The 25,209-nt window shown below is 69.2% G+C and carries 16 protein-coding genes; 13 read left to right on the top strand and 3 right to left on the bottom strand.

All coding sequences use genetic code 11. From position 1 onward, the window contains the following. Positions 1 to 20 precede the first annotated feature (20 nt). Positions 21 to 2,882 (bottom strand): DUF2339 domain-containing protein, encoded by a 2,862-nt coding sequence (locus EOW66_RS18050; protein WP_128157732.1) that lies wholly within the window; start codon positions 2,880 to 2,882, stop codon positions 21 to 23. Between the two features lie 301 nt (positions 2,883 to 3,183). On the opposite strand from EOW66_RS18050, the gene EOW66_RS18055 reads away from it, so the two are divergent. Beyond that, positions 3,184 to 4,203 (top strand): LLM class flavin-dependent oxidoreductase, encoded by a 1,020-nt coding sequence (locus EOW66_RS18055; RefSeq protein WP_113900386.1) that lies wholly within the window; start codon positions 3,184 to 3,186, stop codon positions 4,201 to 4,203. A 56-nt stretch (positions 4,204 to 4,259) separates the two neighbouring features. On the opposite strand, the gene EOW66_RS18060 is transcribed toward EOW66_RS18055, so the two are convergent. Beyond that, the gene (locus EOW66_RS18060) at positions 4,260 to 4,877 is read right to left on the bottom strand and encodes a TetR family transcriptional regulator (RefSeq protein WP_164881181.1); all 618 of its coding nucleotides are present in this window, start codon (positions 4,875 to 4,877) and stop codon (positions 4,260 to 4,262) included. A 265-nt stretch (positions 4,878 to 5,142) separates the two neighbouring features. Here EOW66_RS18060 and EOW66_RS18065 point away from each other — a divergent pair, with 265 nt between their 5' ends. From EOW66_RS18065 to EOW66_RS18115, 11 genes are all read left to right on the top strand, one after another. Continuing rightward, a complete protein-coding gene (locus tag EOW66_RS18065; RefSeq protein WP_128157734.1) occupies positions 5,143 to 6,537 on the top strand; it encodes an efflux transporter outer membrane subunit in 1,395 nt (464 codons plus the stop codon). A 35-nt stretch (positions 6,538 to 6,572) separates the two neighbouring features. Continuing rightward, positions 6,573 to 7,730: an efflux RND transporter periplasmic adaptor subunit gene (locus tag EOW66_RS18070; protein WP_128157735.1), complete on the top strand. Its 1,158-nt coding sequence runs from the start codon at positions 6,573 to 6,575 to the stop codon at positions 7,728 to 7,730. Position 7,731: 1 nt separating this feature from the next. Then, positions 7,732 to 10,866, top strand: coding sequence for an efflux RND transporter permease subunit (locus tag EOW66_RS18075; protein WP_128157736.1), 3,135 nt, complete (start codon positions 7,732 to 7,734; stop codon positions 10,864 to 10,866). Positions 10,867 to 11,096: 230 nt separating this feature from the next. Next, the gene (locus EOW66_RS18080) at positions 11,097 to 12,083 is read left to right on the top strand and encodes a DMT family transporter (RefSeq protein ID WP_206363736.1); all 987 of its coding nucleotides are present in this window, start codon (positions 11,097 to 11,099) and stop codon (positions 12,081 to 12,083) included. 121 nt (positions 12,084 to 12,204) lie between these two features. Beyond that, positions 12,205 to 13,380: an efflux RND transporter periplasmic adaptor subunit gene (locus EOW66_RS18085; protein WP_128157748.1), complete on the top strand. Its 1,176-nt coding sequence runs from the start codon at positions 12,205 to 12,207 to the stop codon at positions 13,378 to 13,380. A 1-nt stretch (position 13,381) separates the two neighbouring features. After that, positions 13,382 to 15,319: a MacB family efflux pump subunit gene (locus EOW66_RS18090; RefSeq protein WP_128157737.1), complete on the top strand. Its 1,938-nt coding sequence runs from the start codon at positions 13,382 to 13,384 to the stop codon at positions 15,317 to 15,319. 93 nt (positions 15,320 to 15,412) lie between these two features. Then, entirely contained in the window at positions 15,413 to 17,191 is a 1,779-nt protein-coding gene (locus EOW66_RS18095) for a sensor histidine kinase (RefSeq protein ID WP_164881182.1), read from the top strand. Further along, positions 17,188 to 17,805, top strand: coding sequence for a response regulator transcription factor (locus EOW66_RS18100; protein WP_128157739.1), 618 nt, complete (start codon positions 17,188 to 17,190; stop codon positions 17,803 to 17,805). The genes EOW66_RS18095 and EOW66_RS18100 overlap by 4 nt, the downstream gene beginning before the upstream one ends. Before the next feature lie 94 nt (positions 17,806 to 17,899). Then, complete coding sequence (gene dsrO / locus EOW66_RS18105) at positions 17,900 to 18,640, top strand: sulfate reduction electron transfer complex DsrMKJOP subunit DsrO (RefSeq protein WP_128157740.1); 741 nt, start codon at positions 17,900 to 17,902, stop codon at positions 18,638 to 18,640. 1 nt (position 18,641) lies between these two features. Continuing rightward, complete coding sequence (gene nrfD / locus EOW66_RS18110; protein WP_128157741.1) at positions 18,642 to 19,754, top strand: NrfD/PsrC family molybdoenzyme membrane anchor subunit; 1,113 nt, start codon at positions 18,642 to 18,644, stop codon at positions 19,752 to 19,754. Between the two features lie 12 nt (positions 19,755 to 19,766). Further along, positions 19,767 to 22,847 carry a molybdopterin dinucleotide binding domain-containing protein gene (locus tag EOW66_RS18115; protein WP_128157742.1) on the top strand — a complete coding sequence of 1,027 codons (3,081 nt, stop codon included), beginning with the start codon at positions 19,767 to 19,769 and terminating at the stop codon, positions 22,845 to 22,847. Between the two features lie 76 nt (positions 22,848 to 22,923). Here EOW66_RS18115 and EOW66_RS18120 read toward each other — a convergent pair whose 3' ends face one another. Further along, complete coding sequence (locus tag EOW66_RS18120) at positions 22,924 to 24,135, bottom strand: polyhydroxyalkanoate depolymerase (protein ID WP_128157743.1); 1,212 nt, start codon at positions 24,133 to 24,135, stop codon at positions 22,924 to 22,926. A 100-nt stretch (positions 24,136 to 24,235) separates the two neighbouring features. Between EOW66_RS18120 and EOW66_RS18125 the strand changes: the two genes are divergently transcribed. Continuing rightward, entirely contained in the window at positions 24,236 to 24,892 is a 657-nt protein-coding gene (locus tag EOW66_RS18125; protein ID WP_128157744.1) for a glutathione S-transferase family protein, read from the top strand. Positions 24,893 to 25,209: the final 317 nt, after the last annotated feature.

The raw sequence follows: 25,209 nt of genomic DNA on the forward strand, positions 1-25,209 counted from the left end.
CGGGGCGGCCGCGCGGCGGCTCAGTCTTCGGGCAGGGGCGGCGGGGGCTCGGCGCCGGTCGCGCGCCAATGGGCGTCGATCTGCCGGTTGAGCCAGGCAAGGCCGGTGAGGGCGAGGCCGAGCCCGACGAAGGAGGCGACGCGGGTCAGCCCCGACAGCCCAGCCATGTCGATCAGGAACACCTTGGCGATGGTCAGCGCCACCCCCGTCATCGCGATCCGGCGCAGCGTCAGCGAGCGGCGCGGCACGGCAGCGACAAGCAGCGCGAGCGCGGCCGCGAGCAGCGCGATGGTGTAGCTGTAAAGCTCGCCATCCGAGGGGCCGGGCAGCGACAGGTCCGTCCCGCGCCACAGCCGCCGGATCTCGAGCCAGCCCCAGATCAGGGTGGCAAGGCCGGCACCGGCGGCGAGGCCGGGGCGCAGCAGGCGGGCGCGGGGCCGTCCGGGCGCGCCGAGGAAGACCGCCCCCGCGGCAAGCGTCGCGGCGAGCGGCCAGAAGGCGAGCGCGAGGCTGTCGAGAAGCGGCGGGCCAAGCACCAGATCGGCCCCCCAGTCGAGCATGTCGACGAGATCGCCCGCCAGCGCCCCGAGTGCGCCGAGCGCGGCAAGCCCGCTCAGCCCGGCAATGACGCCGCGCAGCCAGCGGACCGCCCGCCCGCTGGTCGGCATCCGCCAGATCTGCCCGAAGGCCGCGCCGCACCAGATCGCGGCGCTGAGCCCGGCGAACCAATGCGTGTGGGTGTCCCGGTCGGGGATCAGCCGCGCGATGGTCAGCGTGACGAAAAGCGCGACCGTGGTCATCAGCGCCGACTCGAGCACTGCGCGCAGCCCCGCGCGCTCGGGGCGGGCCAGGCGGCGGGCGGCCTCGAAGGCGGCGATCGGGCCGAGGTGGCTGAGCCCGAAGGCGGGCCAGCTTGCCCCGTACAGGCTCCAGTCGAAGCCCGGATCGGCAAGCAGCCGGTAGCCGATCACCGCCACGCCAAGCTGCGCCACCCAACCCATCAGCGGCAGCCGGAAGCGGCGGTCGGTCAGCGTGGCCAGCACGACAAGCAGCGCAAGGCCCAGCGTCAGCGCCGCCTTGGTGAGCAGGATGAAGAAGGCGAGCGCAATCAGCAGCACCGCGGCCGCGGCGAAAAGGCCAAGATCGCGGGGCAGGGCCTCGCCGCCCATCCGGGCGCGGCGCTCGGCGAACAGCACCATCAGCGCCGCCATCGCGATCACCACGAGCGACCAGGGGCCGGGCCCGAGGAAGAGTCCCGGCGCCCAGAAGAACTCGAGCGCGAAGATCGTCGCGGTGCCGAGTTTCGCCGCCCCAAAGGCCCAGAACATCGGGTCGGCCTCGCCGCTGGCGCGCGCATAGCGCAGCCGCGCGAAGGCAAGGGCGGAAAGCGCTGCGCCGGCAAGGGCGAGCGCCCAGAGCGTCGGCGGCAGCGGGATCTCGGCGCCCGGCGCCGCATTGAGCGCGGCGAAGAGCCCCTCGAACAGCGGGCCCGCGCGCATCGGCTCGATGATCAGCGCAAGGAGGAAGCCAAGCGCCGGCAGTGCGGCGAGCGCATCGAGCGCCGGGGCGCGGTGGAGCCACAGGCTGGCCGCCGCGAACAGCACGACGAGCAGCGCAAAGCCGATGCCGGATTCGGCCGGGCTCGTGGCGCCCGCGACGATCATCAGCCCGGCGATGGTGGCGATGGCGGCGCCCGCCGCGGCGATCAGCGTCGGCACCTCGGGCCTCGGGCCGCGGAAAAGTCCGGTGACGGGCGCGCCGGTGTGGCGCGGCGTCAGGTGGCGCTCGGGGAAGGTCAGCGCGGCAAAGGCCAGCACCAGCGCCGCCCCGGCAAGGCCCGGGGTGAAGGGAACGGAGCCCCAGAGCAGCACGAGGCCAAAACTCGCGACGGCAAGCGCGAGCGCCGAGACCCAGCCCCAGCGGCGGAAACTGTCGATCGCCAGACCGGCAAGGCCGACGAGCGGGAAGTAGCCGTAGAAGAGACGTGCGCCATCCGGGCCGCCGCCGATCAGGAAGGGCGCGGCGCCGGCGCCGATCAGCCCGATCGCGGACAGCACCGGCCCGTAGAACCAGCCGAGCAGCACGGTGGCGGCCGAGATCAGCGCCAGCCCGGCCAGTGCCACGCCGGGCCCGATCAGGCCATAAAGCGCATGCGCTGCCGCCATCGCGATGAACATCACCACCGCCCCCGCGCCCGACAGCGTCGAGGGCAGGGCGCGCGTCGCAGGCGTCACCACATCGCCGGTGCGGCGCCGGATCGCCTCGCCGCCCCCGATCAGGCCAAGGCCGAGCGCGAGCGCGCCGAGCACGCGCAAGGGCGGCGTCAGAAGGCCCTTCTCGACGCCATATTGCACCATGAAGAGCCCGCCGAGGATCAGCGACAGCGCGGCGATGGCGAGGGTCCAGTTCGTGCGCAGCCAGGCGGCGACAGGGGCAAGCGCGCCCGGCCCGGGGGCGGATGCCCCGGCCGGCGGCGCCACGGATTGCGGCAGCGGCGGCGGCAGCGGTCGTTCCGGCGCCGGCGCCTCGGCGGCGATGAGCCCGGGCGCGACAGGCGCCGCCGCCGGCTCCTCCGTCGCGGCGATGGTGTCCGGCCAGAGCACAGGCGCCGGCGCCGGCGCCTCGGCGGCGATGAGCCCGGGCGCGACAGGCGCCGCCGCCGGCTCCTCCGTCGCGGCGATGGTGTCCGGCCAGAGCACAGGCGCCGGCGCCGGCGCATCGGCCCGGGGGGCGGCGGCTTTCAGCGCGGCGATCTCTTCCTCGAGCCGGCGCACCCGGCCGCGCAGCGCCGGCACGAGGAACAGCAGCACCGGCAGGCCGATGCCCACCATCGCGCCATAGGCGATCCCGAAAATGATCAGAAAAAACTCGAAATCGTCCATGCGCAACTCCAATGCTGACGGCCAGAATATCGGGCCACCCCGGCCGGAGCAATCGCCCAAAAGCGCCGCGCCGTCCTCTGTCCTGCATGAAGTTCCGCCCGCAAGGGTTTGATCCGGCGCTGGCAACGCGAGATGCCCGTTGATGGGGAAACCGGCCGTGGGGCCTCTGGCGCACAGCCTCTGCGCTTGAGCAAACACACGGGGCCGGTTGCAGAGACGCGGTGTCAATGGCTAGCTATGTGGCGAACGGGACCGGCGCCGGAGCCTCAGCTCCGGCCGCTGCAGCCCGAGGAGCAATGACATGAAAAACATCGGTTTCCTGTCCTTCGGACATTGGTCGGCGCAGCGTGGCTCGGCGACCCGGACCGCTTCCGACGCGCTGTTGCAGGCGATCGACCTGGCCGTCGCCGCCGAGGAGCTTGGTCTCGACGGCGCCTATTTCCGCGTCCACCACTTCGCCCGCCAGCACGCGAGCCCGTTCCCGCTGCTCTCGGCCGTCGCTGCCCGCACCTCGAAGATCGAGATCGGCACCGGCGTCATCGACATGCGCTATGAGAACCCGCTCTACATGGCGGAAGAGGCGGGGGCGGCCGACCTGATCAGCGGCGGCCGGCTGCAGCTTGGCATCAGCCGCGGCAGCCCCGAGCAGGTGATCGAGGGCTGGCGCTATTTCGGCTATGCGCCCGAGGAGGGCGAGACCGACGCCGACATGGGCCGCCGTCACGCGCAGGTCTTCCTCGAGATGATCGAGGGCCATGGCTTTGCCGAGCCGAACCCGCGGCCGATGTTCCCGAACCCGCCCGGAAAGCTGCGGCTCGAACCCTATTCGGAAGGGCTGCGCGACCGGATCTGGTGGGGGGCGGGCTCGAACAAGACGGCCGAATGGGCGGCGATGCTGGGGATGAACCTGCAAAGCTCGACGCTGAAGGATGACGAGACCGGCGAGCCGTTCCACGTCCAGCAGGCACAGCAGATCCGCGCCTATCGCGAGGCCTGGAAGGCTGCGGGCCATACCCGCAAGCCGCGGGTTTCGGTCAGCCGCTCGATCTTCGCGCTGACGAATGACGAGGACCGGATGTATTTCGGCCACGGCGGCAGCGAGGATGACCAGGTGGGCTTCATCGAGCGGCAGCGCTCGATCTTCGGCCGCTCTTATGCCGACGAGCCCGACAAGCTGGTCGAGCAACTGAGGCAGGACGAGGCGATCGCCGAGGCGGACACGCTGCTGCTGACGGTGCCGAACTCGCTCGGTGTCGCGTACAACACCCATGTGATCGAGAGCATCCTGAAGCATGTCGCGCCGGCCCTCGGCTGGCGCTGAGCCGGCCCTTCCGGCGCGCCCCCGGCGAGGGGCGTGCCGGCGTGGCACCGGGCCGGTTAGGCCGCGCTGCCGTTGCGGCGCAGCGAGGCGATATGGTGGTGCAGCAGCTTTGCGCCGAGGGTGTCGAGCGGGAAGGCCCGGTCGGAGCGCAGCCATTCGTTCAGGAGCCCGTTGAACATCACCATCAGCGAGACCGCCACCTCGTCGGGGGTCAGCTCGTCGGTCAGCTGGCCGGCCTCGCCGGCGCGGGCGAGAAGGCGCTGGAACACCCGCCACAGTTCGACATTCGCCTCCGCCAGCCAGGCCGCCGTTTCCTCGGTCATCGCCGCGTTCGACATGATCCGGTGCATCCGCTGCTGGGACTTGTCCGCGGCGAAGACCGACAGGAAGCGGGTGCCGGAACATTCGAGGAATGCAAGCGGATCGGTCAGGTCGGCCTGCTCCGACGCTTCCCGGATCAGCGCGAGCTGCGGCGCGGTGGTGCGTTCGTAAAGCGCGCTCAGCACCGCGGTCTTGTCCCTGAAATGCCAGTAGAATGCGCCACGGGTGACGCCCGCGGCCCGGGCGATCTGTTCAAGCGTGGTGCGCGCGATCCCTTGCTCGGCAAAAAGCACCTCCGCGGCCTCGAGAATCTTCAGCCGGGTCTGTTCGGCATCTGCCTTGCATCGTCTCACACTGTGCTCCTCCGGTTCTGCCTGTGGCGTGCCCCTGCGACCGATGGGGTGAACCGGGCAGATTTTCATCGTCAGAACGGGCATGGCCGTTCACGAAACGCACATCTGTTCCTCACGTGTCACAGCCTGCGCGTCAAGATCACCTTATGCCGCAATTCGTTATTTACATCCATACGTGAATGTATGTAGCTCTGCCACTGTCGAGCGAACAAGGGGGCGGGCGGTCGCAGGACTGCGCGGCCGCACCCATCAGCAGGAATGAGATATGGCTGTGAATCTGTCTGAACCTTCGGGGCGCGCGCCGTCGCGCCGGTCTTTCCTGTGGGGCGCGGCGTCCTGCCTGGCCCTCGCGGGCTGTGCGGATGTTGCCTATGAGTCCCCCAAGGCCTCGGTCGCGGACCGCTTCGACGGCGCGGCGCCGGCGCGCGGGGACGAGGCGCAGGCCCGCAACTGGTGGCTCGCCTTTCGCGATGACGAACTGAACCGGCTGGTTGCCGCAGGGCAGGCGCGCAACCTCGATGTCCAGCAGGCCCTCGCCGCGATCGAGGAGGCCCGTGCCGCCGCCGATGCCACGGGGGCGGCCGATCTGCCGCAGGTTTCGGGCTCGGCCGCCGCGACGCGCGGGGACCAGCAGGGCACCGGCACGCGCGGGACGACATCGGCGGGGCTCGGCGTCAGCTGGCTGCTCGATATCTTCGGGGCGAACCGCAACAGCCGCAAGGCGGCGGCGGCGCGGCTCGACGCGGCCTATCTCTCGGCCGATGTCGCGCGGCTGATGATGGAAAGCGCCATCGCCCAGGCCTATGTCGCGCTGCGCTACCATCAGGAAAGCATCGCGCTGACCAAGCGCTCGATCACGAGCCGCAAGCGCAGCCTCGAGCTGACCAAGGCCCAGGTCGAGGCGGGCGATGCCTCGCGGCTCGACCAGATCCAGGCCGAGCAGCTGGTGGCCGAGGGCGAGGCGCAGCTGCCGGCCTTCGAGACCGGCTTCGATCAGGCGCTGGCCCAGCTTGCGACGCTGACCGCCGAGCGCAGCGCGACGCTGCGGCCGCGGCTGCAGCGCGGCGCGGCGCAACCGAAGCCGCGCTTCAAGGCAAGCGTCGGCGTGCCCGCCCAGGTGGTCGCGGCGCGTCCCGACGTGCGCATGGCCGAGCGCGCCTATGCCGCCGCGGCCTTTGAGGTGGGGGTGGCGAAGGCGGCCTTCTACCCCTCCGTCTCGCTCTCGGGCTCGATCACGCCGACCGACATCCGCCACGGCGGCTCGATCAGCTACTGGGCCGTCGGCCCGCAGATCGACCTGCCGATCTTCACCGGCGGTGCGAACCGGGCCAATCTGAAGGGGGCCGAGGCGCGCGCGGTGCAGGCGAAGCTCGCCTGGGAAGCCGCGGTGCTGACCGCGATCGAGGAAATCGAGAGCGGGCTTGCCGCCTATAACCGTGACGGCCGGGCGATTGCCGCGCAAAGCCGGCTGGTGAGCACCAGCGCCGAGGCGGTCGATCTGTCGCGCGCCAATTTCAGCTATGGCGAGGGCAGCTTCATGTCCGTCCTCGACGCCGAGCGCAGCTATCTCACGGCGCAGGAGGGCCTTGCCGCGGCCGAGCGTCAGCGCGCCTCCGACTTCATCACCCTCAGCGTCGCCGCCGCCGGCAGCACCCGCTGAGCCGTCCCTCCTCCCCAGTTCCGAAGGTCCGCCTCATGTCATTCTCCACACCTTTCAGGGTTCTGCCCCTCGTGGCCCTGACCCTCGCCGCCACCCCGCTTTTCGCCCAGCAGGCACAGGGCCCCTCGCGGGTCACCGTTGTCACGGCGCAGACCGGTGACTTTCCGCTGACCGGGCGTCTGCCTGGCCGGGTCAAGGCCTCGACCGTGGCCGAGGTGCGCCCGCAGGTCTCGGGCATCATCCGCGAGCGGCTGTTCGACGAGGGCGCCTCGGTCGCGAAGGACGCGCCGCTCTACAAGATCGAGGACGAGAGCTACCGTGCCGCGGTCGCCGCGGCGCGCGCCGCAGTGGCGCAGGCGCAGGCGAACCGCGATCTCGCCGTGACCGAGGAGAAGCGCGCGATCGAGCTCTTTGGCAACAACGCCGGCTCGGCACAGAAGCGCGATGCCGCCGTGGCCTCGCGGCAGGCCGCCGATGCGGCGCTGCAGCTTGCGCAGGCGCAGCTGATGAGCTCCGAGATCGACCTTGACCGCACCACCATCCGCGCGCCCATCGCCGGCGTCATCGGCCTGTCGCAGACGACCACCGGCGCGCTCGTCGCGGCGCAGCAGGCGACGCCCCTTGCCACGATCCGCGCGCTCGACACCGTCTATGTCGACGTCACCCAGTCGGCGACCGACATCCTGCGCCTGACCTCGACCGCCGAGGGCCGCGAGATGCGCGCGACCGGCGCGGCGCGGCTGATCCTGGCCGACGGCTCGATCTATCACGAGACCGGCCATCTCGCCGCCGCCGAGCCGAACGTCGAGCCGACCACCGGCATGATCACCCTGCGCATGACCTTCCAGAACCCCGACCACCTGCTGCTGCCCGGCATGTATGTCGAGGTCGACCTGCCGCAGTCGATGGCGCGCGGCGCGGTCTCGCTGCCGCAGAACACGGTGATGCGCGACCGCACCGGCAACCCCTTCGTCTGGGTCGTCGACAACGGCACCGTGGCGCAGCGTCCGGTGCATATCGCCACTTCCTCGGGCTCGGACTGGATCGTCACCGACGGCGTGCGCGAGGGCGATCAGGTGATCACCTCGGGCTTCCAGAAGACCGCGGTCGGTGCCCCGGTCGAGATCGTTCCGGCCGAGGGTGCGGCTGCGGGCGCAGCCACGGGCGGCGGCGCTCAGGGCGAGGGCAACTGAGATGGCGCGTTTCTTCATCGACCGCCCGATCTTTGCCTGGGTGATCGCGATCGTCATCATGGGGCTTGGCGCGCTCTCGATCTTCAATCTTCCGGTCTCGCAATATCCCTCGATCGCCTCGCCCTCGGTGGTGATCTCGGCGACATATCCCGGCGCCTCGGCCGAGACCGTGGCCGACACCGTGGTGCAGGTGATCGAGAAGCAGATGACCGGCCTCGACGGGCTGCGCTACATCAAGTCGGAAACCACCTCGACCGGGCGTGCGACGATCACGCTGTCGTTCAAGCTCGGCACCAATCCCGACATCGCGCAGGTGCAGGTGCAAAACAAGCTCAGCCAGGCCGAGGCCTCGCTGCCGGAATCGGTGACGCGGCAGGGGGTGACGGTGAAGAAGTCGACCACCGGCTTCCTGATGGTCGTCGCGCTGATCTCGCCCGACAAGTCGCGCAGCCAGGTCGAGCTTGCCGATTACATGAACTCGACGATGGTCGAGAGCTTCTCGCGCCTGCCGGGGGTCGGCTCGGTGCAGGTCTTCGGCTCGGAATACGCGATGCGGATCTGGCTCGATCCGCAGAAGCTCAAGACCTATGACATGGCACCGGCGACGGTGATCGCGGCCGTGCAGGGGCAGAACGCGCAGATCTCGGCCGGCGCCTTCGGCGCGCAGCCCGCGCCCAAGGGGCAGCTTCTGAACGCCACGATCACCGCGCAATCGCTGCTGAAGACGCCGCAGGACTTCGAGCGCATCGTGCTGCGCGCCGATACCGACGGCGGCATGGTTCTGCTGCGCGATGTGGCGCGGGTCGAGCTGGGCGCCGAGAATTACGAGATCCAGGCCTATTTCGACGGCGCCCCCTCCGCCGGCATGGCGATCCAGCTGGCCTCGGGGGCGAATGCGCTCGACACGGCCGGGCTGGTGAAGTCGCGGCTGGACGAGATCGCGCCCTATTTCCCGGCGGGGATGAGCTATGTCATCCCCTATGACACGACGCCCTTCGTCACCCTCTCGATCGAGGCAGTGGTGCATACCCTGCTCGAGGCGATCGTGCTCGTCTTCCTGGTGATGCTGCTTTTCCTGCACAACTTCCGGGCGACGCTGATCCCGACGCTCGCGGTGCCGGTGGTTCTGCTCGGCACCTTCGGGGTGATGGCGGCCTTCGGCTTCTCGATCAACACGCTCACCATGCTTGCGATGGTGCTGGCGATCGGGCTTCTGGTCGATGACGCGATCGTCGTGGTCGAGAACGTCGAGCGGATCATGGCCGAGGAACATCTCTCGCCCAAGGAGGCGACGAAGAAGTCGATGGGCGAGATCACCGGCGCGCTCGTCGGCATCGCCATGGTGCTCTCGGCGGTGTTCGTGCCGATGGCCTTCTTCGGCGGCTCCACGGGCGAGATCTACAAGCAGTTCTCGATCACCATCGTCTCGGCGATGACGCTGTCGGTGATCGTGGCGATCGTGTTCACCCCCGCGCTCTGCGCCACCATGCTCAAGCCGCATGCCGGGGCGAAGGCGGGGATCGCGGCGCGGTTCTCGACCGGGTTCGAGACCCGTTTCACCCGGATCACCGGCGGCTATGGCGGCATGGTGAAATGGGTGGTGGCCAACCCGGTGAAGGGCATCGTCGTCTATGCGGTTCTGGTGGCGGCGATGGGCGCGCTTTATATGCGCACGCCGACCTCGTTCCTGCCGAACGAGGATCAGGGCGTGCTGATGACGATCATCCAGGCGCCCTCGGGCACCACCGCCGAGCAGACGAAGAAGGTCGTCGAGAAGGTCGAGCAATATTATCTGAACGCCGAGAAGGACAATGTCACCTCGGTGTTCTCGGTGGTCGGCTTCTCCTTCGCGGGGCAGGGCCAGAACATGGCGATGATCTTCGTCAAGCTGAAGGACTGGGAAGAGCGTCAGGGCGTGCAGAACGGCGCCGAGGCGATCGCCGGGCGTGCCTTCGGGCCGCTGATGGGCGGCATCAACGAGGCGGTGGTGATCCCGATCGTGCCGCCGCCGGTGCTCGAACTTGGCAACTCGAACGGCTTCACCGCCTTCCTGCAGGCCCGCACCGGGCAAAGCCACGACGAGCTTCTGGCCGCGCGCAACATGCTGCTTGGCATGGCGGGCAAGAGCGACAAGCTGATGGCGGTGCGCCCGAACGGCGTCGAGGACGCGGCGCAGTTCAAGCTCAACATCGACTGGCCGAAGGCCGGCGCGGTGGGGCTGACGGCAGCACAGGTCGGTTCGTTCCTGAACACCGTCTGGTCCTCGACCTATGTCAACGACTTCCTCTATGACGGCCGGGTGAAGCGGGTCTACGTGCAGGGCGAGCCCTGGGCGCGGGCGACGCCTTCCGACTTCGACCTGTGGCGGGTGCCGAATGCAAACGGCGATTTCGTCTCGCTTTCCACCTTCGCCACGCAGGAATGGGTCTATGGCCCGCAGCAGGTGGTGCGCTATGACGCGCTGCCGGCGATGGAGATCCAGGGCTCGCCGAAGCCCGGCGTCTCCTCGGGCGAGGCGCTGGCCGAGATGGAGCGTCTGGCCAGCCAGCTGCCGCCCGGCTTCTCGCTGCAATGGTCGGGCCTGTCGCTCGAGGAGAAGGAGGCCGGCAATGGCGCGATGCTGCTTTACGCGCTGTCGCTTGCCGCGGTGTTCCTGTGCCTTGCCGCGCTTTATGAAAGCTGGGTGATCCCGATCGCGGTGATCCTGGCGATGCCGGTCGGCATCCTCGGCACCCTGATCGGGGCCTCGCTCGGCGGGCAGTCGAACGGCGTCTACTTCCAGGTCGGCCTGCTGACCGTGGTCGGTCTGACCGGCAAGAACGGCATCATGATCGTCGAATTCGCCCGCGACCGGATGCGGCACATGGGCGAAAGCGCGCGCGAGGCGGTGGTTGCCGCGGCGCGGCTGCGGTTCCGTCCGATCCTGATGACCTCGATGGCCTTCTCGCTCGGTGTGGTGCCGCTGATCCTGTCGACCGGCGCCGGGGCCGGCGCGCGCGAGGCGATCGGCTACGCCACCTTCTTCGGCACCCTCACCGGGACGGCGCTTGCGATCTTCTTCGTGCCGCTCTTCTTCGTGCTGACCAACCTGCTCTTCGGTCGCCGCAGGAAGGCCGGGGCGCAGACCGCCGCCTGAGACCTCTTCGTCGGGCCGCCCAGAAGGGCGGCCCGATCGCCTTTCGGCGCCGCAGACCGCGCCCGGTGGCAGATCGCCGCCGGGCGCGTTTCGCTCTGCGCGGGGCAGGGCGGGCCGGCACGCTTCGGCATGGACCGCGCGCCCGCGCCGCGGTAGAGATACGCGTCATTTCAGCGCAGCCTTGCGGGGCTTCGGGCCAGGCCGTCACGGGGCCGGAAACGGAGAAGGTGATGATCGGATTGCGCAATCCTCTGCGGCTGCCCGCGGGCATGGACCCGGTGACCGCGGGTGTTCTGATCGGCTTTGGCGCCTTTGCGATCTACGCCGTCTCGGACGCCTGCGTGAAGCTGATCGAGGGGCAGTTGCCGCCCTATGAATCGGCCTTCTTCGGCGCGGTTTTCGCGCTGCTGCTGCTGCCCGCCCTGCGCGCGCCGGGCGAGCCCTGGCGGGCGATCTTCGCCACCCGCCGGCGCGGCCAATGGTGGCTGCGCTTCTTCGCCTATCCGGTCGGCGTGATGGGCTCGGTCACCGCCTTCACCGAGCTGTCGATGGCCGAGGCCTTCGTGCTGATCTTCCTGATGCCCGCCTTCGTCACCGTGATGTCGGTCGTCTTCATCGGCGAGCGGGTCGGGCCGCGGCGCTGGGGGGCGGTGGTGCTCGGCTTCATCGGCGTGCTGATCGTGCTGCGCCCGGGCTTTCGCGAGCTTGGCATCGGCCATCTCGGCGCCACGCTCGCCGGGCTGTGCGGGGCGATCTCGGTCGTTTCCTTCCGCATCGTCGGCGGCGGGGAATCGCGGCTGTCGCTGTTCGGCTCGGGCACGCTTGGCGGCGTGACGCTGTGCTTTGCCGCGATGTTGCCCGCCTTCCGCTGGCCCGACGCGACGCAATGGGCGCTGCTGGCGGGCTATGGCCTGCTCGCCGCGCTTGCCAACCTGATGATGATGGCGGCGACCCGGCTTGCGCCCGCCGCCGCGGTCAGCCCGACGCAATACAGCCAGATGATCTGGGCGATCGTTCTGGGCTATCTGATCTTCGGCGACGGGGTCGATCTGCCGATGCTGGCGGGGATGGTGCTGATCGTCGGCTCGGGGCTTTTGACCCTTGCGCGCGAACGCCAGCGCGGCGTGAGCCTGCCGCCGCCGGTCTCGGCCTCGGGCGCGCAGGCCGCCGCCGCGATTGCCGCCGAAACCCGGGGCGAGGCCCCGAAGGACGCCTGAGCCCGGATCTTTCCCGCGGCGCGATTGCGGGACTATCCGCGCCCGGCCGCGTCGGAAAACGCTGCCGCGCCCGTATCATCCCTCAGCACGACAGGAACACACCAGCTCAAGAGTGACCGACATGAAAAAACGCGCGCGACTTCTGACCCTTCTTCTGGTGGCGGTGCTCGCCGGCGGAGGGCTGTGGTACTGGTGGGCGCGCTCGACCGCCGATGACGGCACATCGGCGACCGTCGCCACCGTCACCCGCGGCACCGTCAGCGAGACCGTGCTCGCCTCGGGCCAGATCGAGGCGAAGCAGCTCGTCTCGGTCGGTGCGCGTGTCTCGGGCCAGATCGAGACCCTCGCCGTCAGCCTCGGCGATACGGTGAAGGCGGGCGACCTGATCGCCCAGATCGACAGCCAGGACCAGCAAAACGACGTGCTGCAGGCCGAGGCCGATCTTGCCAATATCGAGGCGCAGATCGTCGCGATGCAGGCGAACCTGCGCAAGGCCGAGCTGACGCTCGGCCGGCAGACGGCGCTTGGGAAATCGGACTGGGCCTCGAAGGAGACGATCGAGAGTGCCACCGCCGAGGTGCAGGTCTATACCGCCAACCTTGCCGCGCTGCAGGCGCAGAAGGCGCGCGCCGAGGTCACCGTGACCACCGCCAAGATCGAGCTTGACCGCACCCGGATCACCGCGCCGATCTCGGGCACCGTCGTTGCCGTGGCGGTCGAGCAGGGCCAGACCGTCAACGCCATCCAGAGCGCACCGACCCTCGTCAAGCTCGCCGATCTCGACACCATGCAGGTCAAGGCCGAGATCTCGGAAGCCGACGTGGTGCATGTGAAACCCGGTCAGGATGTGCGCTTCACCATCCTCGGCGAGCCGGAGACCACCTTCACCGCCAAGGTCAGCTCGATCGAACCCGCGCCCTCGGAAATCGAGAGCAGCGACACGATCTCGACCGACGAGGCGATCTATTACAACGGCCTGCTCGACGTCGCGAACCCCGACCACAAGCTGCGCATCGGCATGACGACGCAGGTCTCGGTCCTGCTCGACAAGGCCGAGAACGTGCTGACCGTGCTCGCCTCGGCGGTGAAACGCGACGACGCGGGCACCTATGTCGAGGTCTGGGATGCGAAGACCGGCACCGCCACCCCGACCAGGGTCGAGGTCGGGCTGAACGACAAGGTCACCGCCGAGATCCGCGCGGGGCTGAGCGAGGGGCAGCAGGTCGTCACCGGCACGGCCGTCACGCCGAAGGCGACGGGCACCACCACCCGGATGCGCTCGCCGATGGGGATGTGAGATGACCGATCCGCTGATTTCCGTGCGCGGCGTCGGCCGCTCCTTCCAGGCCGGCGAGGAGACGATCACCGTCCTGCGCGACGTCGATCTCGACATCTGGCCGGGCGAGTTCGTCGCCATCATCGGCGCCTCCGGCTCGGGCAAGTCGACGCTGATGAACATTCTGGGCTGCCTCGACCGGCCGAGTGCCGGCAGCTACCGCTTTGCCGGCGAGGATGTGGGCGGGCTCGACCCCGACGCGCTCGCCCGGCTGCGGCGCGAGCATTTCGGCTTCATCTTCCAGCGCTATCAGCTGCTCGGCGATCTCGATGCGGTCGGCAATGTCGAGGTGCCGGCGATCTATGCGGGCGAGGGCCGGGCCAGCCGGCGCGCGCGGGCGACCGAGCTGCTGACCCAGCTTGGCCTCGGCACCCGGCTCGACCACCGGCCGAACGAGCTTTCGGGCGGCCAGCAGCAGCGGGTCTCGGTGGCGCGCGCGCTGATCAACGGCGGCGAGGTGATCCTTGCCGACGAGCCGACCGGCGCGCTCGACACCAAAAGCTCGGCCGAGCTGATCGCGCTGCTGCTCGATCTGAACGCCAAGGGCCACACGGTGATCGTCGTCACCCACGACCCGACCGTCGCCGCCCATGCGCGGCGCGAGATCGAGATCAGCGACGGCCGGATCGTGCGCGACAGCGGCCGCACCGGAGCGGCAGAGGGCACGCCCCGCCTTGCCCCCGCCGGCCGCGGTGCCGGCGCGCTGCTGCGCCGGGCGGGCGAGACCCTCTCGATGGCGCTGAAGGCGATGCTCGCGCATCGGGTGCGTTCGTTCCTGACCATGCTCGGCATCATCATCGGCATCGCCTCGGTGGTGCTGGTGGTGGCACTCGGCTCGGGCACGCAGGCGAAGATCCTGCAAAACATCTCCTCGCTCGGCACCAATACGATCACCGTGCGGGCGGGCACCGGCTTTGGCGCCCGCGATGCCGGCAAGACCGAGACGCTGATGCCCTCGGATGCCTCGATGATCGCGCTGCAGCCCTATGCCGACGGCGTCTCGCCGGCGGTGTCGAACAGCGCGAACCTGCTGCATGGCAATGTCTCGGCCAGTGCCATGATCAACGGGGTGAGCGGCGATTACTTCGCCGTGCATGCCTACGAGACCGTCATCGGCCAGCAGTTCGACAGCCGCGACGTGACCGAGCTGGCGCAGGTCGCGGTGATCGACGAGGACACCCGCGACACCTTCTTCCCGAACGGCGAGGATCCGCTTGGTCAGGTGCTGATCCTCGGCCATGTGCCGGTGCGGGTGATCGGCGTCGTGCGCTCGACCGGCGCGACCTTCGGGCCCTCATCGCTGAACGTCTGGATCCCCTACACCACCGCGATGTCGCGGGTCTCGGGGCAGAATTACCTCGACAGCATCGGGGTGAAGATCGCCGACAGCTATGACATGGACAAGGCGCAGTCCGAGATCACCGCGCTGATGCTGAACCGTCACGGCACGCAGGACTTCTTCCTGTCGAACAGCGACACCATCCGCGCCACGATCACCACCACCACCGAGACGATGACCTGGCTCGTCGCCGCGATCGCGGTGATCTCGCTCGTCGTCGGCGGCATCGGGGTGATGAACATCATGCTGGTCTCGGTGACCGAGCGCACCCGCGAGATCGGCGTGCGCGTCGCCGTCGGCGCGCGGCGCAGCGACATTGTCGGGCAGTTTCTGGTCGAGGCGGTGCTCGTGTGTCTGGTCGGCGGCATTCTCGGCATCGCGCTGGCGCTTGGCGCGGGGGCGCTGCTCGGCATGGTCTACACCACGGTGACGCTCTCCTTCTCGGGCACGGCGATCGTGGTGGCGTTCCTGTCCTCGACGCTGATCGGGGTGACCTTCGGCTTCCTGCCCGCGCGCTCGGCGGCCCAGCTCGACCCGGTGGTGGCGCTGAACCGCGAGTGAGCCGGAAGGCACGGAAGGGGGGCGGCATGTCGCCCCCTTTCCCCTTGCCCGTGCTTGCGCCTATGCTGGGGGCGGACAAGAACGAGGGCGCGGGTGCTGGCACGGATCGGGGCAGGATGGGGGCTGGTGGCGGCCCTTGTGGTGTTTGCCGCCCCGGCAGCGCAGGCCGATGTGCTGCGCATCGGCGTGCTCGACTATCAGGGCTCGGAACATTCGATCGCGCATTGGCAGGCGACCGGGGCGGCGCTGAACGCGGCACTGCCCGGCCATCACTTCGAGCTTGTGGCGCTCGACATCCATGCCCTCGATGCCGCGCTTGATGCGAACAGCCTCGATTTCGTCATCACCAACCCCGGCAATTACGCCGAGCTTGAATATCGCCACCATGTCAGCCGCATCGCGACGGCCGAGGGCGACATGCCGGTGGCCTCGACCCTCGTCACCACCGAGCCGCTCGAAAGCTATGATGACCTCTCCGGCCGCCGCCTCGCCGTCGTCGCGCCCGAGGCCTTCGGCGGCTTTCAGGTGCTCTGGCGCGAGCTTTACGACCACGACACGCGCCTGCCCGGGCGGATCGAGCCCTTGGTGACCGGCTATCCGATGCAGGCCGCGGCGCAGGCGGTGCTTGACGGGCGCGCCGATGCCGCGGTGCTGCGCGCCTGCCTGCTGGAAGAACTGCAGGCGGCCGATCCGGGCCATTGGGCGCGGCTGCATGCCTTTGCCACCCGCGATCTGCCCGGGGTGCCCTGCGCGGTCTCGAGCCGGGTCTATCCGGGCTGGCCCTTCGCCAAGACCCGCCACACCGATGCGGCATTGTCGAAACAGGTGGCGATCGCGCTTCTGGCGATGGAGGGGGGCAACCTCTGGACCGTGCCGCTCGACTATCAGCCGGTGCATGATCTGTTGCGCGCGCTGCGCATCGGGCCCTATGCCCGCACCGGCCCGGTCAGCCTGAGCGAATTCGTCGAGGATTACCGCGACTGGCTCATTGCGCTTGGCATCGCGCTGATGTTCTGGGCGCTCTACTCGGTGCGGATCGAAAGCCTCGTGCGCCGGCGCACCGCTGCGCTCGATGCCGCGAATGCGGGGCTGGTGCGCGAGATCGCCGAGCGCGAGCGGCTCGAGGAAGAGGAGCGGCTGCACCGGCGCGAACTTGAACACGTCGCGCGGCTCTCGATCCTGGGCGAGATGGCGTCGAGCATCGCGCATGAGCTGAACCAGCCGCTCAGCGCGATCGCGAATTACGCGCAGGGCTGCTCGATGCGGCTGAAATTCGGCACCTTCACCCCCGAGGACATGGAGCGCGCCTCGACCGAGATCGCGGCGCAGGCCGAGCGCGCGGCAACCGTGATCCGCCGCATCCGCGCCTTCGTGAAGAAGCGCGAGAGCCTGCGCGACCCGGTCGATCTGAACGACATGCTGCGCGAGACGGAGGTGCTCTACGAGGCGACGGTGCACCGCGCCGGCGTGCGCACCGAGCTGATGCTGGCGGGCGATCTGCCGGTGGTGCTGGCCGACCGGGTGCAATTGCAGCAGGTGGTGCTGAACCTCGTGCAGAACGCCGTCGACGCGATGGCCGAGACGCCGGCCGAGGACAAGCGGCTGCTGATCCGCTCGGCGCGGCAGGCCGATGTGCTGAAGGGGCCGGGGGTGTGCATCTCGGTGCGCGACCGCGGCACCGGGCTGTCGCCTGCCGCGATGGCGCGCTTTGCCGAGGCCTTCCACACCACGAAACCCGAGGGGATCGGGCTTGGCCTTGCGCTCAGTCGCTCGATCGTCGAAGCCCATGGCGGCTGGCTGCGCGCCGAGACCCCGGCCGACGGGCACGGGCTGCGCGTCAGCATCTGGCTGCCGGCACAGGAGGAGAGATGAACGAGGATGCGGTGATCCATGTGGTCGACGACGACCGCGCCGCGCGCGAGGGGCTGGGCTTCCTGCTCGGCTCGCTCGGGCTGAGGGTGGAGGCGCATGCCTCGGCGGCCGAGCTGCTCGAGCGGCTCGACTGTGGGGGCGTGGGCTGTATCCTTGCCGATGTGCGGATGCCGGGGATGACCGGGCTCGACCTGCTGGACGAGCTTGGCCGGCGCGGCTGCGCGCTGCCGGTGATTATGATCACCGGGCATGGCGACGTGCCGATGGCGGTGCGCGCGATGCGCGCCGGCGCGATGGATTTCTTCGAGAAGCCGGTGAACGGCATGGCCCTTGTCGGGCGGCTGAACGAGGCGCTGGCGCTCAGCCGGTCGCGGGCCGAGGCGGCGCGAGGCACGGCGCAGCTGCGCGCCCGCGTCGAGAGCCTCACCGCGCGCGAGGCCGAGGTCGCCCGTGCGGTGCTGGCCGGGCGGCTGAACAAGCAGATCGCGGCCGAGCTCGGCATCAGCCTGAAGACCGTCGAGATCCACCGCCACAACGTGATGGAGAAGATGGGGGCGAGTAGCGCTGCCGATCTGGTGCGTCTGCTTGTCGCGGCCGGCTGGGCCGAAACCTAGGGGCAAACCCCTAGGTTTGCGGGGTTTGCGCCGATACCGCCCGGGGCGCCGCCGGACGTAGGGTTCTTTCCGACAGAGAAGGAAAGGACCAGCCATGGACACGAACCGTCGCGGTTTTCTCGGTGCGGTCGGCCGGGTGACGATCGGCGCCGCGGCCTCGATCGCGGGGGCGGGCGAGGCGGCCGAGGCCGCCGCCCCGGCACTGGCACCGCATTGGGGCATGGTGGTCGATCTGCGCAAATGCATCGGCTGTCAGGCCTGCACCGTCGCCTGCATCATGGAAAACCACGTCCCCGAGGATGCCTTCCGCACCCATGTCTCGGTCTACGAGCTGGTGCGGGACGGGCAGGACCCGGCGATGGTGATGCTGCCGCGGCTGTGCAACCATTGTGACGATCCGCCCTGCCTGCCGGTCTGCCCGGTCGAGGCGACCTTCAAGGCCGAGACCGGCGAGGTGCTGGTCGATGCGAGCAAATGCGTGGGCTGTGCCTATTGCGTGCAGGCCTGCCCCTATGACGCGCGCTTCGTCAACCACGAGACGCAGGTGGCCGACAAGTGCACCTTCTGCATCCACCGCACGCGCGCTGGGCTGCTGCCCGCCTGTGTCGAGACCTGCGTCGGCGGGGCGCGCAATTTCGGCGATCTGAACGACCCGGAAAGCCCGGTCTCGAAACTGCTCGCGGCGCATCCGGTCTCGGTGCTGCGCCCCGAGATGCGCACCCATCCGAACGTCTATTACATCGGTCTCGACGCGGTGCTCGACGGGCGCGTGACGGGCGAGGCGGCCTGGCATCCGCCCTTCGACCCCGGCGCGCATGTGGCGGAGGTCCACTGACATGCAGGTGCAGATCCACGAACTTGTCGGCGCAACGCACGAGGCGGCCTGGCTGCCCTGGGCGGTGCAGTATTTCTTCCTGATCGCGCTCTCGGTCACCGCGCTTCTCATGGCGCTGCCGGGCTTCGTGCTGGGCCGCGAGGCGGCGCTGCCGCGGGCACGGCTGGCGCTGATGACCGCGGTGACGACCGGGATCACCGCGCCGATCGCGCTCCTGGCCGACCTGCACCAGCCCGGCCGGTTCTGGGAGTTCTTCTTCTACACCCATCCGACCTCGTGGATGGCCTGGGGCGCCTGGATCGTGCCGGGCTATGTCGGGCTGCTGATCGCCTTCGCCTGGGCCGTGCACCGGCCGGCCTTCTGGGCCTGGGGGCAGGGCGACTGGCGCTATGCGCCGCTGTTCCGGCTCTTGGCGCTCGGTGGCGCGGGCAACGGCTTTGCCCGTCCGCTCGGGGCCCTTGCCGGGCTCGCGGCGCTCGGCATCCTGACCTACACCGGGATGGAGGTGATGGTGGTGCGCTCGCGGCCGCTGTGGAACACCCCGTTCCTGCCGCTGCAATTCGCAGCCACGGGATTTGTCGGCGCGCTTGGGGTGATGCTGGTGCTCGGGCGGTCGCTGGGCACCGGGCGGGCGGTCGAGGCGGCGATGAACCGCGCCCTTGCGCTGGTGCTCGGCCTCGTCGGTGTGCTGGGGGTGGCCTGGTTCGTGCTGGCGCTTTCGGGTCTCAGCCCGCGCCACGCCGAGGCGCTCGCCTCCGTCGCGGGCTTCCCGGTCTGGCAGCGGATCGCGCTCTGGGGGGCGGTGGCGATCGTGCTGCCCTTCGCGATCGCGCTGGCCGCGCCGGACCGCAGCGGCTGGATCACCGGGCTTCTCGCCATCCACGCCGCCTGGATGTTCCGCTGGACCGTGTTCATGGGCGGGCAGGCGGTGCCGAAGGTGGGCTCGGGCCTCTATGACGCGCTGATGCCCACCGGGCTTGCCGGGCTGATGGGGGTGATCGGCACCTTCGGGCTCTGGCTCTTCCTGCTGATCGCCTACACCACCTTCGTCCCCTGGGATCAGGCCGGGGTGCCGAAATCCGGCGCCGCCTCCGAACCCGCCCGCAGCTTCTGAAGGAGAGACCCGATGTCCACCCGCCGCAACATCCTCAAGGGTGCCGTCGCGACCGGGGCGCTTGCCACCTTCGGTGCGGGCTATGCCGAGACGGTGAAGAAGATCGCCCGCGGCAAATGGTCGGGCGCGGTGCCGCCGCAGGCGCTGACCGGCTTTGCCCCCGAGCCCGAGTTCCGCCTCGATGCCGCCACCGGCGATCTGGTCCCGAACCCCGATCAGGCGGTGAGCTACACGATGTGCATCGGCTGCACCACGATGTGCGGCGTGCGGGTGCGCGTCGACCGGGCCGCGAACAAGGTGCTGCGCGTCGCGGGCAATCCCTTCAGCCCGATGTCGACCGACCCGCACATCCCCTATGCGCGCTCGGTGCGCGAGAGCTTCACCGCGCTGGCCCGGGCGGGCGAGGGCGGCGGGCTGACCCACCGCTCGACCGCCTGCGGGCGCGGCAATGCGGTGCTGCAACAGCTCGACAATCCGCGCCGGGTGCTGAAGCCGCTCAAGCGCGTCGGTCCGCGCGGCGCGGGCCAGTGGCAGACGATCAGCTTCGAGCAGCTGGTCGAGGAGGTGGTCGAGGGCGGCGATCTCTTCGGCGAGGGGCGCGTCGCCGGGCTGCGCGAGATCCGGGATCTGAACACCCCGATCAAGGCCGGCGCGCCCGAGTTCGGGCCGCGCGCGAACGGGCTCGTCTGGATGAACTGCGTCGATGACGGGCGCGACAATCTGGTGCTGCGCTGGCTCAAGCAAAGCTATGGCTCGACCAATTTCGTGCGCCACGGCGCCTATTGCGGCGGCGCCTATCGCAACGGTTCGGGCGCGATGTTCGGCGATTTCAAGACCCAGCCGCACGCCAAGCCCGATTTCAACAATGCCGAGTTCATCCTTTTCGTCGGCACCGCGCCGGGCAATGCCGGCAACCCGTTCAAGATCGTCGGCACCAAGGTCGCGCAGGCCCGCGCGGACGGCAAGCTCGGCTATGTCGTCGTCGACCCGGTGCTGACCCATGCGCAGAACGGCCCCTCGGGCGAGCGCTCCCGCTGGCTGCCGATCAAGCCCGGCAGCGATGGCGCACTGGCGATGGCGATCATCCGCTGGATGTTCGAGAACGGGAAGATCAACACCGCCTATCTTGCCCAGCCGACACAGGCCGCCGCCGAGGCCGCGGGCGAGGCAAGTTTCACCAATGCCACCCATCTGGTGATCGTCGCACCGACCCACCCCCGCTTCGGCCGCTTCCTGCGCGGCTCGGACATCGGGCTGCCGCTGGCCGAGGGGGTGGAGCCCTATTCCGAGGCCGACCCGTTCCTGGTCGCCTCGGGGACCGGCCCGGCCCCGGCCGGGACCTCGGCCGCGCCGCTGTTCTTCGACGGCGTGGTCGGGGGCGCCGGGGAGGGGGTGGCGGTGAAGACCGCGCTGACCCTGCTGCGCGAGGAGGCGATGAAGCACGAGATGGCGGAGTATTCGACCGCCTGCGGCATACCGCTCGCCACGATCGAGGGGCTGGCGCGCGAGCTCACAAGCCACGGCCGCCGCGCCGCGGTGAACAGCCATGGTGGCATGATGTCGGGCATGGGCCATTACAACGCCTATGCGCTGATGATGATCAACACGCTGATCGGCAACCTCAATTGCAAGGGCGGCACGATGGTCGCGGGCGGCTGGTTCCCCGACAGCAAGGGCCCGGCCTATGACCTTGCCGATTTCCCCGGCGCGGTCACGGCGAAGGGCCTGCCGATCGGCCGCAATGCGCCTTACGAGAAGACCTCGGAGTTCAAGGCGAAGAAGGCGGCGGGCAAGCCCTATCCGGCGGACGGGCCGTGGTATCCGAACGCGCCGGGGCTCGCGACCGAGTGGATCTCCTCGATCGTCACCGGCTATCCCTATCGCGCCGAGGCGCTCGTCTTCCGCAACACCAACCCGGTCTATGGCCTGCCCGGCATCGCCCATCTGCTCGAGCGGCTGAAGGACCCGAAGGTGGTGCCGCTGATCGTCTCGATCGACCCGTTCATCAACGAGAGCTCGGCGATCGCCGATTACATCGTGCCCGACTCGGTGATGTACGAGACCTGGGGCTTCACCAGGCCCTGGGGCGGTATCGCGACGAAGGCGACGACGGCGCGCTGGCCGGTGGTCGAGCCGCGGATGGAAAGGAACGCTGCGGGCGAGCGGGTGGGGATGGAGACGTTTCTCATCGCCACGGCGAAGCGGATGGGGCTGCCGGGCTTCGGTGCCGCGGCGATCCCGGATGCCGAGGGCACTCTGCATCCGCTCGAACGCGCCGAGGACTGGTATCTGCGCGGCGCGGCGAATGTCGCGATGATCGGGCAGAAGCCGGTGGCGGACGCAAGCGACGACGACATCGCGCTGAGCGGGGTGAGCCGGATCCGCGCCGATCTCGAGGCGACGCTGAAGCCCGGCGAATGGCGCAAGGCCGCGACGATCTACGCCAAGGGCGGGCGCTACGAGGATGCGGCGAAGGGCTATGACGGCGAGCGGGCCGCCCATCCCTTCGAACAGCCGATGCAGGTCTGGAACGAGGCGCTCGGCTCCTTCCGCCGCGCCGGCACCGGCACGCGGATGCCGGGCTGCCCGGCCTGGCTCGAGCCCGAATTCGCCGATGGCTCGCCGGTCGCCGCGCATTACCCCGAAAGCGACTGGCCGGTGAAGCTCGTCTCCTTCAAGTCGCCGCTGCAGAACTCCTATTCGGTCGGCGCGCCGGCGCTGCTGCGGGTGGTGGCCTCGAACCCGGTGAACATCGGGCGCGCGCTTGCGGCCGCGCATGGCATCGCGACTGGCGACCGGGTGCGGCTGACGACGCCCGGTGGCAGCCTCGACAGCGTGGCGGTGGTGCGCGATGGCATCGCCCCCGACACGGTGGCGATCGAGCACGGCTTTGGCCATCGCGGCTTCGGCGCGCAGCCGATCACCATCGACGGCGAGACCCGGCCCGGCGATCCGCGACTGGCGACAGGGGTGCTTCTGAACGATGTCGGCATGCTCGACCCGACCCGGCCGAAAGACGGCGTCTGGGTCGATCCGGTCGCCGGCACCGCGGTGCGGCAGGGGCTGCCCGCGCGGCTCGAAAAGATCGGCTGAGCCCTGAGACAAAACTCCCCCGATGCCTGTGGCCTCGGAGGAGTTTTCTTTTTCGACAATCGCTTGCGCGGCGCCCTTAATCCACTGCCAGGATCATGTTGCGCACCACCGGATAGATCTCGTTGTCCCAGCGGCGGCCGTTGAACACGCCGTAATGGCCGACATTCGCCTGCAGGTGGTGGCGCTTCAGATGCGGCCGCAGCGAGCAGCACAGATCATGCGCGGCCGAGGTCTGCCCCAGCCCGCAGATGTCGTCGCGCCCGCCCTCGACGGTCAGCAGCGCCGTGTGCCGGATCGCGCCCGGGTCCACCTTGCGGCCCTTGAAGCTGAACTCGCCGGTCGCAAGCTCGGCCTTCTGGAACACCCGGTCGATGGTCTCGAGGTAGAATTCCGCGGTCAGGTCCAGCACCGAGAAATACTCGTCGTAGAAGTCCTTGATCTTGCGCGCCTCGGCCTCCTCGCCATTGGCGAGGTGCTGATAGAGCTTCTCGTGCTGCTCGCGGTGGCGGTCCATGTTCATCGCCATGAAGGAGAACAGCTGCACGAAACCCGGATAGACCTTGCGCCCCGCGCCCCTGAACCGCAGCGGCACGGTGCCGATCACCGTGCGCTCGAACCACTCCATCGGCTTCTCGTTCGCCAGATCGTTGACCGCGGTCGGGCTTTCGCGCACATCGACCGGCCCCGCCATCAGGATCAGCGAGCGCGGCGTCGCCGGGTTGCGGTCCTCGGACATCACCGCGGTTGCCGCAAGCGCCTGCACGCAGGGCTGGCACACCGCGAGCATATGCGCCCCCGGGCCGATCTCTTCCATGAAGCGGATCAGATAGGCGACGTAATCCTCGACGCCGAAGCGGCCCGCCGACAGCGGCACGTCGCGCGCATTCGTCCAGTCGGTGATGTAGACGTCATGGTCGCGCAGCAGGGTGCGCACGGTGCCGGCGAGCAGCGTGGCGAAATGGCCCGAAAGCGGCGCCGTCACCAGCACCTTCGGCAGCGGCGTGTCGAGGTCACGCGCGAAATGCAGCAGCCGGCCGAAGGGCAGCTCGAGCGCCACCTCCTCGCGCACCGGCCGCTCGCGCCCGTCGACCTTCACCGTGCCGATGCCGAAGCGCGGCCGGTCATGGCTGAGGCCGAAGCGGGTGATCATCTCGAGCCCCGCCGCCTGCGTGCGGATCAGCTGCGTGAAGGGGCCGCTGGCCTTGGGGGTAAAGGAGAGCGCGAAATGGGCGGCGGTGCGAAAAGGGGCGAAAATATCATCAAGAGACTGGTAGGTTGCGTAAAGCATGGCGATTCACCCCGTTGACGCCCGAAAACCACTGGTCAGGCCAGGGCCAGCCTGCGACAAAAATTCCGGGAATACAGCCCTTCTTGGGCGAGGAGGCACCATGACGCAAGCAACGCTTACGATTTCATCGAAAAACTATTCGTCGTGGTCCTTGCGCGGCTGGTTGTTGTGCAAGATGGCGGGGCTCGACTTCGCCGAGAGCCCGGTCGACCTCTCCGATGCCGGCGCGCGGCAGGAGCTGCTGCTGCTCACGCCCTCGGTGCTGGTGCCGCGCCTCACCCATGGCAAGGTCGAGGTCTGGGACACGCTCGCCATCGCCGAATACCTGAACGAGACCTTCCCGAAGGCCGGCCTCTATCCCGCCGACAAGGTCGCCCGCGCCCAGTGCCGCTCGGTCTCGGGCGAGATGCACTCGGGCTTTTACAACCTGCGCTCGGCGCTGCCGATGAACCTCAAGGCGCGGCACGAGAAGTTCAAGATCTTCTCGGGCGCGCGGCCCGATGTCGAACGGGTCAAGGCGATCTGGCTCGAGTGTCTTGCGACCCATGGCGGGCCGTTCCTGTTTGGCGCGACGCCGACGGTCGCCGATGCGATGTATGCCCCGGTCTGCACCCGCTTCCGCACCTATTCCGTGCCGCTCGAAACCCGGCTCGCGGCCTATGTCGAAACCATCCTCGGCTGGGCGCCGATGCAGGAATGGACGGCCGGCGCGCTCGCCGAGCCCGACGAGATCGTCGAGCTCGAGGTCGAGTTCTGAGCCGTCCCCTGTCGATCATCACCTATCCGCAGGTGACGTGAGGGTTGGGGCCGGGCGGGGGATCTGCCCGGAATTTTGGCTTGTGCGGGGCGGGGTGCGGGGGGACGTGCCCAAAAAACCGGCACGGCTTGCACCGGAGGAAATTCTTCTTCCTGAGGCGCAAAATAGATTGTGAAGAAAATAAATTGCCTGATAGTTAATCCGTGACGGCTGAAGCCGAAGCTGAACGGAGAAGACCATGTGTGGCATCGTTGGCCTCTTTCTGAAGAAGGACGCTTTGCGGCCCCGGCTCGGGGACATGCTCACCGACATGCTGA

The organism is Paenirhodobacter huangdaonensis (assembly GCF_004022465.1).
GTDB lineage: Bacteria > Pseudomonadota > Alphaproteobacteria > Rhodobacterales > Rhodobacteraceae > Rhodobacter > Rhodobacter huangdaonensis.